Consider the following 11,984-nt stretch of genomic DNA (forward strand, 5'->3'; position numbering starts at 1 on the left):
GGCTTGCCCATCGTTTTTTTACTGACTCAGAGAGACTTCGCTGGTTAGGAAAAATGACTCATAAGAGAGGCAAGAAGACAGCTTTTCTGATATAATAATAGAGATCATGAAAGGAACTGAGAAAATGAAATTTACAGAGTTTAATTTTAAGCCTTATATTCAAGAGGCACTGAAAGAAATCAATTTTAGAGAAGCAACCGAAGTACAGGAAAAACTAATTCCGATTGTCCTAGCTGGAAATGATTTGGTAGGAGAGTCAAAGACAGGTTCTGGGAAAACCCATACTTTCCTCTTGCCGATTTTTCAAACCTTAAATGAAGACAGCCAACAAGTAGAAGCGGTCATCACGGCTCCTAGTCGGGAGTTGGCGACGCAAATTTACCAAGCTGCTCGTCAAATCGCTAGTCATTCTGAAAAAGAGATTCGGATTGTAAATTATGTTGGAGGAACGGATAAAAGCCGTCAGATTGAAAAACTGCAGGTCAAACAACCACATATCGTGATTGGAACTCCAGGCCGGATTTATGATCTGGTTGCATCGGGTGATCTGGCTATTCATAAGGCCCATACTTTTGTGGTAGATGAGGCAGATATGACACTGGACATGGGATTCTTGTCTACTGTGGATAAGATTGCTTCAAGGCTTCCGCAACAACTGCAATTTTTAGTTTTTTCAGCCACCATTCCGCAAAAATTGCAGCCTTTCTTGAAAAAATATCTCTCAAACCCAGTCATGGAGCAAATTAAGACTAAGACGGTGATTTCAGATACCATCGATAATTGGCTGGTTTCCACCAAGGGTCGGGATAAAAATGAGCAAATTTACCAATTGACCAAGACCTTGCAACCTTATTTGGCCATGATTTTCGTTAATACCAAAACGAGAGCAGATGATCTCCATGCCTATTTGGTGGCTCAGGGATTGAAAGTGGCAAAGATTCACGGAGATATCCCACCACGTGAACGGAAACGAATCATGAATCAGGTTAAAAATCTTGATTTTGAGTATATTGTGGCCACCGATTTGGCGGCTCGTGGAATTGATATCGAAGGGGTGAGTCATGTCATCAACGATGCTATTCCACAAGATCTTTCCTTCTTTGTTCACCGTGTTGGCCGGACAGGGCGCAATGGTCTACCAGGTGTCGCTATTACTCTTTACCAACCAAGTGATGATTCAGATATCCGTGAACTAGAAAAAATGGGAATTCGTTTCGTACCGAAAGTGTTGAAAAATGGGGTTATTGAAGATACTTATGATCGGGACAGACGGGCGAATCGTGAGAAAAAGCAAGAGAAACTCGACATCGAAATGATTGGTCTGGTGAAGAAGAAAAAGAAAAAAATCAAACCAGGCTACAAGAAAAAAATCAAATGGGCAGTTGATGAAAAGCGGAGAAAAGCTAAGCGAGCTGAAAACCGTGCGCGTGGTCGGGCCGAACGAAAGGCCAAACGTCAAACTTTCTAACCCCTTCTTTCAAATGTTCAGAAGAAAACATAGATTTTCTTTATGAACTCCATAAAGAAAAACTATTAGGAACTTGTCTAAAATTATGATAGACTAAATTTGAGTAGTCTATCATTTTTCTATTTCTGTAGCAATTTTTGGAATTCCGATAGTGAATGTGATAGAATGTTTATGTTCGAGAAAGGAAGTAACAAAAATGTTTACAACTAATCTTTTAACTGCCAACTGGTATGCTGACTTTTTAAAACACGTTCCAGATAGCAAGCTGTTTAGTTTGAGAGCCGTATTGGATGCATTTCCGGCTGTCATAGGGAAATTGCCTGTGACGATTTTATTAGCCCTAGGAGGCGCATTTTTTGGGATTATTTTTGCCATGATTTTTGCTCTGGTCAAAATTAATCGTGTACGAATTCTTTACCCGATTCAAGCTGTTTTTGTCAGTTTTTTACGGGGGACTCCTTTGTTGGTTCAGTTGATGTTGACCTATTATGGGATTCCTCTTATTTTAAAAGCGATCAATCAGTCTTATGGAACAGCTTTTAATATTAATGCCATTCCAGCTGAGTTATTTGCAATTGTAGCTCTTGCCTTTAATGAGGCAGCTTATGCGAGTGAGACCATCCGGGCAGCCATTTTATCGGTTGATCCTGGTGAAATTGAGGCAGCGCGTAGTCTTGGAATGACCAACCGTCAAGTTTATCGCCGGATTATTATTCCCAATGCAGCAGTCGTTGCAACTCCAACCTTAATCAATTCTCTCATTGGCTTGACCAAGGGGACCTCGCTAGCCTTTAGTGCCAGTGTAGTTGAAATTTTTGCTCAAGCACGGATTATTGGGGGGACCGATTTGAAGTACTTTGAACGCTTTATCACGGTATCGATTGTTTACTGGATTGTGAATATTCTCATTGAAATACTAGGCCGTCACATTGAACGTCGACTGGATATTGAGACTCCCGTAGCAATTGATTTACCAGATCAGGAGGTCCGGATTTAATGATTTATATTTCAGAATTATCAAAGACATTTTCAGGTCAAAAGGTTTTAAATAATCTAAGTTTGGAAATTCAAAAAGGGGAAGTCGTGGCCCTAATCGGGTCTTCGGGAGCTGGTAAATCAACCTTCTTACGCAGTTTAAACTATTTGGAAGCACCAGATAGCGGTAGAATTAAGATTGATGATTTCGAGGTTGATTTTGAGCACATTACCCAAGATCAAATCTTAACCTTAAGAAGAAAATTGGCCATGGTGTTCCAACAGTTTAATTTGTTTGGTAGAAAAACAGCTCTTGAAAATGTGAAAGAAGGGCTCATTGTTGTGAAGGGCCTATCCGATCAAGAAGCAACGAAAATTGCTCGAGAAGAACTGGCAAAAGTCGGTTTATCGGATCGTGAAAATCACTATCCTCGTCACCTCTCAGGTGGACAAAAACAACGTGTGGCTTTGGCTCGTGCCTTGGCTATGAAACCAGAAGTTCTTTTACTGGATGAACCGACTTCAGCCTTGGATCCAGAATTGGTTGGAGAAGTTGAAAAATCCATTGCCAATGCAGCAAAATCAGGACAAACCATGGTACTGGTCAGCCATGATATGTCTTTTGTAGCGCAAGTAGCAGATAAGGTCCTATTTTTGGATAAAGGACGGATTATTGAATCTGGAACACCAGAGGAAATCATGCAACATCCAAAAGAAGAACGGACAAAAGAATTCTTTGCTAGTTACAAACGGACCTATGTTTGATATAATAGAGGAGAGGTAAGACTCAGCTGGCGATGCTAGCTGGGTTTGTTTTCTGAAAATGTAAAAATATTTGGAGTCGTGATGTTAAATAAATTATTGTCCTTATATTTACAAAGTTTAGTGACGACAACGATTTTAGTTGGGATCGCTTCTTGTATTTGGATTGGCTACCGTGCCCTTAAGAAGAAAGATAAAACAGCCAAGCAACGACAAGCCCATTTGTATGATATCCTCTTAATTGATATCATGACGATTCCTATTTTAACCTTTGCGGTCATAGGGATTTTGTTTATCTTTCAAGCACGATAATTGCAAAAAGACCGTGTTAGAATTATAATGGTTACAACGAAACAGAAAGAGGTTGAGTATGTTTGATACAGTGATTATTGGAGCAGGTCCTGCAGGGATGACTGCTGCCCTTTATGCAGCACGAAGCAATTTAAAAGTCGCATTGATTGAGAGAGGAATTCCAGGCGGTCAAATGAACAATACGTCTGACATTGAAAACTATCCTGGCTATGCGAATATTAGTGGCCCAGACTTGGCTGAAAAAATGTTCGAGCCTTTGGAGAATCTTGGTGTGGAACATTTGTTTGGTCATGTAGAGTGCATCGAAGACCTCGGAGCAACCAAAAAGATTGTCACAGATGACGGAGAATTTGAAGCTAAAACTATTGTGATTGCAACAGGTTCCAACCACCGTTTATTAAATGTCCCTGGTGAAGAGGAGCTGAATAGTAGAGGGGTTTCCTACTGTGCTGTTTGTGATGGAGCTTTCTTTAGAGACGAGGATCTCTTGGTCGTTGGTGGAGGCGATTCTGCGGTAGAAGAAGCTGTTTTTTTGACTCAGTTTGCAAAAACAGTGACCATTGCCCATCGTCGTGATCAATTGCGTGCTCAAAAAGTTCTTCAAGATCGTGCCTTTGCCAATGATAAAATTCACTTTGCTTGGAATACAGTTGTTGAAGAAATTAAGGGTGAACAAAAAGTAACGTCTGTCCTTTTAAAAGATGTGAAGACAGGAGAGGTTAGAGAGCAAGCCTTCGGTGGTGTCTTTATCTATGTCGGTTTAGATCCTGTCAGTGAATTTGCGACAGAACTTGGTATTTTAGATGAAAATGGCTGGGTGGTCACGGATGATCATATGAGAACCACAGTCCCAGGTATTTTTGCGGTTGGCGATGTTCGTCAAAAAGATTTGCGTCAAGTGACGACAGCCGTCGGAGACGGTGCGATTGCTGGCCAAGAAGTTTATAAATATATCACAGAAAACTTTTAATCCAAAAAATCTGAGCTTCCTGTCTCAGATTTTTTTCATGCTTTCCTTTCAGTATTCAATAGAGCTGAAATGTGCTATAATGGTACTAATTTTATGGTAGGAATTCATAGAACAAATCAATAAAAAAGAGGTATACATATGTATCCAGATGACAGTTTAACTTTGCATACTGATTTATACCAAATCAACATGATGCAAGTCTATTTTGATCAAGGTATCCACAATAAACATGCTGTATTTGAAGTGTATTTTCGTCAACAGCCTTTTAAAAACGGTTACGCTGTATTTGCTGGCTTAGAGAGAATTGTGAAATACTTGGAAAACTTGAGTTTTTCTGAGAGCGATATTGCCTATTTAGAGTCACTTGGTTATCATGGGGCCTTCTTGGAATATCTTCGTGATCTCAAGTTGGAATTGACGGTACGATCGGCTCAAGAAGGAGACTTAGTCTTTGCGAATGAACCAATTGTTCAGGTAGAGGGCCCTTTAGCTCAGTGTCAATTGGTGGAAACAGCCCTTTTGAATATCGTCAACTTTCAAACCTTGATTGCAACAAAAGCTGCTCGTATTCGTTCGGTCATTGAAGATGAGCCTTTGATGGAATTTGGAACACGTCGTGCGCAAGAAATGGATGCGGCCATTTGGGGAACTCGTGCAGCAGTCATCGGAGGGGCCAATGGAACTAGTAATGTTCGTGCAGGAAAACTCTTTGGAATCCCAGTTTTAGGAACCCATGCCCATTCTCTTGTACAAGTATATGGGAATGACTATCAAGCCTTTAAAGCTTATGCGGAAACCCATAAAGATTGTGTCTTCCTCGTCGATACCTATGATACGCTTCGTATTGGGGTACCAGCAGCTATTCAGGTAGCGCGTGAAATGGGAGATAAGATCAATTTCCTAGGCGTCCGGATTGACTCAGGAGATATTGCTTATATTTCTAAAAAGGTTCGCCAGCAATTAGATGAGGCTGGGTTTACAAATGCTAAAATCTACGCTTCTAATGACTTGGATGAAAATACCATCCTCAACTTAAAAATGCAAAAAGCAAAAATTGATGTTTGGGGTGTAGGAACCAAGTTAATTACAGCTTACGATCAACCAGCGCTTGGAGCGGTATACAAAATTGTCTCTGTTGAAAACGAAGCAGGAGAGATGATCAATACCATCAAGCTTTCCAATAATGCAGAGAAAGTTTCTACACCAGGTAAAAAGCAAGTCTGGCGGATTACCAGCCGTGAAAAAGGTAAGTCAGAAGGGGACTACATCACTTACGATGGAGTAGATGTTTCACAACTGACAGAACTTAAAATGTTCCATCCAACTTATACCTACATTAATAAAACAGTCCGAAACTTTGAGGCGGTTCCTCTTTTAGTGGATATTTTTAAAGAGGGTCAATTGGTTTATCAACTGCCAACATTATCAGAAATTCAAGAATATGCTCGTAAAAATTACGATCAATTATGGGATGAATACAAGCGCGTTCTCAATCCACAGCATTACCCAGTTGACTTGGCCAAAGATATTTGGCAGGATAAGATGGATCTGATCGAGGAAATGCGTAACAAGGCCAATGGAGAAGGAGAAGCAAAATGAGTTTGCAAGAAGAGATTATCCAACAATTGGGTGTCAAGCCTAGCATTGATCCTCAGGAAGAGATTCGCCGCTCGGTTGATTTCTTAAAAAGATATCTAAAAAAACATCCCTTCTTGAAAACATTTGTATTAGGGATCTCAGGAGGACAAGATTCAACTCTTGCTGGACGATTAGCTCAATTAGCCATGGAAGAAATGCGTGCAGAAACAGGAGATGCCTCCTATCAATTTATTGCCGTTCGTCTTCCTTATGGGGTACAAGCAGATGAAGCAGATGCACAAAAAGCATTGGCCTTTATCCAGCCGGATGTTAGCCTGGTTGTGAATATCAAGGAGTCTGCTGACGAAATGGTACGAGCAGTAGAAGCGACTGGAACAGAGGTTTCTGATTTTAACAAAGGCAATATTAAGGCTCGCAGTCGCATGGTTGCTCAGTATGCTCTAGCTGGAGCACGCAGCGGAGCGGTGATTGGAACGGATCATGCTGCAGAAAATATTACTGGTTTCTTCACAAAATTTGGAGATGGTGGTGCAGATATTTTACCCCTTTTCCGTTTGAATAAACGCCAAGGAAAACAATTGCTTAAGGCCTTAGGAGCCGATCCTGCTCTTTATGAGAAAATCCCAACAGCAGATTTGGAAGAAGAAAAACCAGGAATAGCAGATGAAGTAGCACTGGGTGTCACCTATAATGAAATTGATGATTACCTAGAAGGCAAACAAGTGAGTCCAGAAGCTCAAGCCACTATTGAAAAATGGTGGTACAAAGGCCAACACAAACGCCACTTGCCAATCACAGTATTTGATCATTTTTGGGAGTAAAAAGGTCCAGTGGACCTTTTTAGCCCGAGTCTTAAAATAGGAGAACGAGGTAGAAATCGGTAACTCGTAGAGTTCGATTTCGTAGTCTCACCATACAATATTGTGAAAAGCATTAAAAAGAAGGGCGGTTTCATCCGTCCTTTTCTTCTAGATTAAAGTAACCAACTTGCAAAGTTCAAGTTGCATGAAAAAATGAAGGGAGACAATCTATGAAGCATCTTGGAAGTCTTGTCATAGAGACGGAGCGTTTATACATGAGGCCTTTCGTTTTGGAGGATGCATCAGCGATGTTTGAAAATTGGGCTTCTGATCCTGAAACCCTGAAATATGTCACTTGGGATGCCCATGCATCTTCTGAGAGAACTAGAGAATCGATCAAAAGATGGATCGAACAGTATCGTAAATCAGATACTTATAAATGGGCGATTTGTTTGAAAACATCACCGGATCAGGTAATTGGAGATATTAGTGTGGTTTCTCAGGACCCGGAAAGTCAATCATGCGAGCTAGGTTATATCCTTGGCAAGAAATTCTGGGGGCAGGGATTCATGACAGAAGCCGTCATAGCTGTTTTGGCTTTCTTATTGAACGAAGTCGGATTTAAAGAAATCAAAGCCACTTATGTCAGTTTAAATCCTGCTTCAGGGAAAGTCATGGAAAAGACAGGAATGCAGTATGTAGAAACCATCCCTCATGCCATTCAACGCAAAGGATATTGTGGGGATAAAATCATCTATTCTATACAGAATCCCTCTCTATAGGGTGATTTTTACTTGAAGATTCTGCTCAAAGGATTATAATAGTAAATAACGAAAAAAGGAGATTGCTATGTCAGAATTAACGAAAGAATTTACAGACCAGCTCTATGCTAATTATGAAGCAAATGTGAAATATGCGGCTCTTGAAAATGCTGTTACCCACAATGGGATCCATGCATCGCTTGAAACGCGCAAGAGTGCAGTAGAAAATACACCAGTTTTTTCACTTGATTTGACCAAGGATAAGGTGACAAACCAAAAAGCATCTGGACGTTGTTGGATGTTTGCGGCTTTAAATACCTTCCGTCACAAGATGATTTCAAGCTTCCAATTGGAGGATTTTGAATTGTCTCAAGCACATACTTTCTTTTGGGATAAGTATGAAAAATCAAACTGGTTTTTGGAGCAAGTGATTGCTACAGCAGACCAAGAATTGACCAGCCGTAAGGTGGCTTTTCTCCTACAAACCCCACAACAAGATGGCGGTCAATGGGATATGGTGGTATCTCTCTTTGAGAAATACGGAGTGGTTCCAAAATCAGTTTATCCAGAATCGATTTCTTCAAGCAATAGCCGGGAATTGAACACCTACCTCAATAAACTCTTGCGTCAAGATGCGCAAATCTTGCGTGATTTGATTCACTCAGGCGCAGATAGTGAGGCAGTTGCGAGCAAGAAACAAGCGCTGTTGCAAGAAATTTTTAACTTCTTGGCTATGTCTTTAGGATTGCCTCCACGTGAATTTGACTTTTCATACCGTGATAAGGACAACCAATTCCATAGTGAAAGTGGTTTAACTCCACAAAGCTTCTACAAAAAATATGTAGACCTTCAATTAGACGATTACGTCTCTATTATCAATGCCCCAACTACAGACAAGCCATATGGAAATTCTTACACCGTAGATATGCTGGGCAATGTTGTTGGTAGCCGTCCAGTCCGCTACCTAAATGTTCCAATGGATCGATTGAAAGAATTAGCCATTGCTCAAATGAAAGCAGGGGAAACTGTCTGGTTTGGTTCAGATGTAGGCCAAGTCAGCAACCGTAAAGCCGGAATCCTGGCAACAGATGTCTACGATTTTGAAGCAGGCATGGACATTCATTTGACACAAGACAAGGCGGGTCGCTTGGACTATGCAGAAAGTCTCATGACACATGCTATGGTCTTGACAGGGGTTGATTTAGACGAAGCAGGTCAGTCTCGTAAATGGAAGGTTGAAAATTCATGGGGAGACAAGGTCGGTACAGATGGTTACTTTGTGGCTTCTGATGCTTGGATGGATGAATATACCTACCAAATCGTGGTTCGTAAAGAATTCCTAACAGCAGACGAATTAGCAGCCTATGAAGCAGAACCAATTGTCCTAGCACCGTGGGATCCAATGGGAGCTTTGGCAAAATAATGATACAGAAAAGAGCCGAAAGGCTCTTTTTTTTATATACTCAAAAATAAAAAAGCTGGGAAGTCTAACTAAATAAATCAGATTTTATTCGTTCTGGTTTTTTAACCATTGTTAAAAAAAAGCCGGGCGAAAAGCCCGACTTCTCTGTTATATTATTCGTTATGATTGTTAGATTCTTGTGAAGAAGGCTCAGATGGTTTAGATGGATTTTCTTCGTTCGAAGAGCTAGACGATGGTTCTTCATACGAATACTGATCAGTGGAATAACTTGGCTCATAGTAGTAGTTATTGTAGTTGTTCTTACCATTGTTTAAGTAGAGATAAGAACCACTTCGATACAGTCCACTTGGTTGCGTCCAATCCGTATGACCAGAGTTATTATTATTAGCAAGATAGAGCATCATTTGACGGTAGACATCCGTTGCGACCTGTATTCCATTATCCAATACTGGTGTAAAGCGATTGGAATAACCCGTCCAGACGGCCATAGCATATTCAGGTGTGTATCCTACGAATAATTCATCTGGTGTCACAATACTTGAATAACCTATATTTTTTGTTAACTTATTGACCTCGTTATCATCATAGTTTGATGTACCAGTCTTACCAGCTTGGTAGATTCCCGAAATGGCAGCATTTGTACCGGTACCAGACAAGAGAACTGTCTTCATCATATCTGTCATCATGTAGGCAGTTGTTGCTTTCATTGCACGAGTTCCTTCGGACTCAAATTCCTTGGTTGTGCCATCACTAAAGACAACCCGACTAACATAGGATGGTTTGTAATAGGTACCGCCATTGGCAAAAGCAGCATAGGCAGCTGCCATTTTCTCACTGCTGGCTCCGTATTTGTTGCTAGAATCGCTAGTGTTACTCGAGATAGCGTTGGCGTAAACCATTTCTGGGTAATCGATCCCTAATCCATTGAGGAATTTCTTAGCTTGTTTAAGACCAACTTTTTCCAGGGCCTTCACCGCAGGCACGTTACGAGATTGTTGAATTGCGTAGGTAATGGACATGCTACCATAGTATGAACGGTCCCAGTTGTAGACAGGCGTTGATGAATGAGGGAAGTTGTATGGCGCATCTGTTGTAGTAGCTGCTGTAGAGGTATATTCCTCATGTTCAAGAGCTGGTGCGTAATCTGTGATTGGTTTCATTGATGAACCCCAGTCACGGTTCGTTTCAACCGCTTGGTTTGTACCAAAGGAAACATTGCTGGATTGGTGACGAGAACCCAGCTGAGCAATGACTTTACCAGTATTGACATCAATAACGGTAGAAGCTACTTGCATTTCATCATCCGGGTAATTGACATATTCATCTGTATTGTAGATATCCCATAGTTTCTTTTGAGCTTCTGTATCCACGTTTGTATAGACATCCATTCCGGTTGTCAACAAATTGTAGCCCGTTTCTTCTTCGACTTGCTCGATCACTTCTTTTAGGTAATTATCCATATAAGCTGGATAACTGCTTGAAGAGCTAAGACTTTGAAGACCATCTGTAACAGGTGTATTCACTGCCGCTTCGTATTGTTTATTGGAAATGGACTTCATATCGAGCATTTCTTTTAAAACTAAGTTTCGGCGTTGAAGTGCCGCTTCGGGATGAGAATAAGGATCGTATTGGTTCGGCGCTTGAGGCATCCCTGCTAGAAGCGCTACTTGAGGGAGCGATAGATCTTTTAGGTCTTTTCCATAATAGCTTTTTGCAGCTGTCTGCATTCCATAGTTCCCATTCGCCATAAATACTTTATTAACGTAATAGGTCAATATTTCTTGTTTGGTTGCTTTCTTTTCTAGTTGAGTTGCTAACCAAGCTTCTTGAATCTTACGAGAGAGGGTACGGTCAGAGGCCGAAGTAGAGAAATAGGTTAATTTGATCAATTGTTGCGTCAAGGTTGATCCACCTTGGCTTCCTCCTCGCAAGTTGTGAAGGAAGGAACCGCCGATCCGAATGATGTCGACCCCACGGTGATTGAAGAAACGGTGGTCTTCAATCGCTACAATAGCATTGACCAAATCAGTAGGAATTTCATTGGCTGAGACGTTGATTCGTTTCTCAGCCCCCAAATCTGCGATCAAGTTATTTTGGTTGTCATAGATCTTACTAGATGTTGTTGCAACCAAATCTTTTTCAGATAAGGTTGGTGCTTTCATGGCATAATAACCAAATATCAGTCCGCCAAGGACAAATAAAAGTAAGAAAAATGAAATGGCTGCGATCGCAACATATTTCAACCATTGAATGACTGTTTGTTTATTCATTTAAATACCGCCTAGAAGTTTCTGTTCGATAATATCAAGATAAGGAACGCTCGGAAGTCGATTCTTATCTACTAGAAAGCCGTGCTCCTGAATATAGGAGAGGGGCATGGATTTACTACCATGATCGATGTTGTAATAGTGAATTAATGCAGGAGCAGGAAGTAAGTAGGTTTCACTCAACTTTGCAAAATGCAAGAGAACGAAACAGATACCGCCTTGCTGGACAACCGCCTCCATATGATCGATCTGATGTTGATGAAAATTTTTCATCGGCATGGATTGCTTTTGCTGTGTTTCCTTAGCTTCAAAATCGATATAGCGTCCCTTGTATACTCCAGAATAGTCCGTCGTTGAGGCTTGCCTGAAATAGGCTTCAACAATCTTTGCCCGACTGCGACGTGGATAATCCACTTTCACGATTTGAATCGGTGTTGGTTTTTTATGGATGACTGCTAGACCTCGAGAAAGATAGTATTGATTGCTTTCATTGATCATTTTTTCAAATGTCATCCCACGATTCGCAAAGTCGACTGGATGTTTCCTTTGTGTAGAGACCAAGGTTTTTTTGGCTACTTTATGTGGATAGTTGACCATAGTTCTCCTTATTGGTACAATTACATCACTCTATTATATCATAAATTAGA

Annotated in this window: 11 protein-coding genes; 9 read left to right on the top strand and 2 right to left on the bottom strand. The window is 40.8% G+C overall.

Features of this window, described 5'->3' with window-relative positions:
- The first annotated feature begins 124 nt into the window (after positions 1-124).
- The 9 genes from P5Y91_RS06415 to pepC all read left to right on the top strand — a co-directional run bounded on the left by P5Y91_RS06415 (position 125) and on the right by pepC (position 9,070).
- On the top strand, positions 125-1,468 hold the full coding sequence (locus P5Y91_RS06415) for a DEAD/DEAH box helicase (protein WP_023920282.1): 1,344 nt from the start codon (positions 125-127) through the stop codon (positions 1,466-1,468).
- Positions 1,469-1,664: 196 nt separating this feature from the next.
- Positions 1,665-2,465 (top strand): amino acid ABC transporter permease, encoded by an 801-nt coding sequence (locus P5Y91_RS06420; protein WP_277839169.1) that lies wholly within the window; start codon positions 1,665-1,667, stop codon positions 2,463-2,465.
- Positions 2,465-3,208: an amino acid ABC transporter ATP-binding protein gene (locus P5Y91_RS06425; protein WP_003003991.1), complete on the top strand. Its 744-nt coding sequence runs from the start codon at positions 2,465-2,467 to the stop codon at positions 3,206-3,208. Before P5Y91_RS06420 ends, P5Y91_RS06425 begins: the two co-directional genes overlap by 1 nt.
- Positions 3,209-3,289: 81 nt before the next feature.
- Complete coding sequence (locus tag P5Y91_RS06430; protein WP_003003995.1) at positions 3,290-3,517, top strand: DUF4059 family protein; 228 nt, start codon at positions 3,290-3,292, stop codon at positions 3,515-3,517.
- Positions 3,518-3,575: 58 nt separating this feature from the next.
- Complete coding sequence (trxB, locus tag P5Y91_RS06435; RefSeq protein WP_118398440.1) at positions 3,576-4,487, top strand: thioredoxin-disulfide reductase; 912 nt, start codon at positions 3,576-3,578, stop codon at positions 4,485-4,487.
- A 138-nt stretch (positions 4,488-4,625) separates the two neighbouring features.
- Positions 4,626-6,086, top strand: coding sequence for a nicotinate phosphoribosyltransferase (locus tag P5Y91_RS06440; protein WP_049490970.1), 1,461 nt, complete (start codon positions 4,626-4,628; stop codon positions 6,084-6,086).
- Entirely contained in the window at positions 6,083-6,907 is an 825-nt protein-coding gene (gene nadE / locus P5Y91_RS06445; protein WP_118398437.1) for an NAD(+) synthase, read from the top strand. The genes P5Y91_RS06440 and nadE overlap by 4 nt, the downstream gene beginning before the upstream one ends.
- A 209-nt stretch (positions 6,908-7,116) precedes the next feature.
- Positions 7,117-7,668, top strand: a complete 552-nt coding sequence (locus P5Y91_RS06450) for a GNAT family N-acetyltransferase (protein ID WP_049490969.1) — start codon at positions 7,117-7,119, stop codon at positions 7,666-7,668.
- Positions 7,669-7,735: 67 nt separating this feature from the next.
- Positions 7,736-9,070, top strand: a complete 1,335-nt coding sequence (pepC, locus tag P5Y91_RS06455; protein WP_049490968.1) for an aminopeptidase C — start codon at positions 7,736-7,738, stop codon at positions 9,068-9,070.
- 152 nt (positions 9,071-9,222) lie between these two features.
- Here the strand turns inward: pepC and pbp1a are convergent, their stop codons facing one another.
- Together pbp1a and recU are read right to left on the bottom strand one after the other, a co-directional pair.
- A complete protein-coding gene (gene pbp1a / locus P5Y91_RS06460) occupies positions 9,223-11,340 on the bottom strand; it encodes a penicillin-binding protein PBP1A (RefSeq protein WP_155125285.1) in 2,118 nt (705 codons plus the stop codon).
- A complete protein-coding gene (recU, locus tag P5Y91_RS06465) occupies positions 11,341-11,934 on the bottom strand; it encodes a Holliday junction resolvase RecU (protein WP_003010355.1) in 594 nt (197 codons plus the stop codon). It abuts the gene before it with no gap.
- Positions 11,935-11,984: the final 50 nt, after the last annotated feature.

It is taken from the genome of Streptococcus taoyuanensis, from assembly GCF_029589235.1.
Classification (GTDB): domain Bacteria; phylum Bacillota; class Bacilli; order Lactobacillales; family Streptococcaceae; genus Streptococcus; species Streptococcus taoyuanensis.

Bases quoted from the DNA above. Each gene is read 5' to 3' on its own strand.
- pbp1a (WP_155125285.1), bottom strand. From the start codon at position 11,340: ATGAATAAACAAACAGTCATTCAATGGTTGAAATATGTTGCGATCGCA.
- P5Y91_RS06430 (WP_003003995.1), top strand. From the start codon at position 3,290: ATGTTAAATAAATTATTGTCCTTATATTTACAAAGTTTAGTGACGACA.
- P5Y91_RS06450 (WP_049490969.1), top strand. From the start codon at position 7,117: ATGAAGCATCTTGGAAGTCTTGTCATAGAGACGGAGCGTTTATACATG.
- P5Y91_RS06425 (WP_003003991.1), top strand. From the start codon at position 2,465: ATGATTTATATTTCAGAATTATCAAAGACATTTTCAGGTCAAAAGGTT.
- recU (WP_003010355.1), bottom strand. From the start codon at position 11,934: ATGGTCAACTATCCACATAAAGTAGCCAAAAAAACCTTGGTCTCTACA.
- P5Y91_RS06415 (WP_023920282.1), top strand. From the start codon at position 125: ATGAAATTTACAGAGTTTAATTTTAAGCCTTATATTCAAGAGGCACTG.
- nadE (WP_118398437.1), top strand. From the start codon at position 6,083: ATGAGTTTGCAAGAAGAGATTATCCAACAATTGGGTGTCAAGCCTAGC.
- pepC (WP_049490968.1), top strand. From the start codon at position 7,736: ATGTCAGAATTAACGAAAGAATTTACAGACCAGCTCTATGCTAATTAT.
- P5Y91_RS06440 (WP_049490970.1), top strand. From the start codon at position 4,626: ATGTATCCAGATGACAGTTTAACTTTGCATACTGATTTATACCAAATC.
- P5Y91_RS06420 (WP_277839169.1), top strand. From the start codon at position 1,665: ATGTTTACAACTAATCTTTTAACTGCCAACTGGTATGCTGACTTTTTA.
- trxB (WP_118398440.1), top strand. From the start codon at position 3,576: ATGTTTGATACAGTGATTATTGGAGCAGGTCCTGCAGGGATGACTGCT.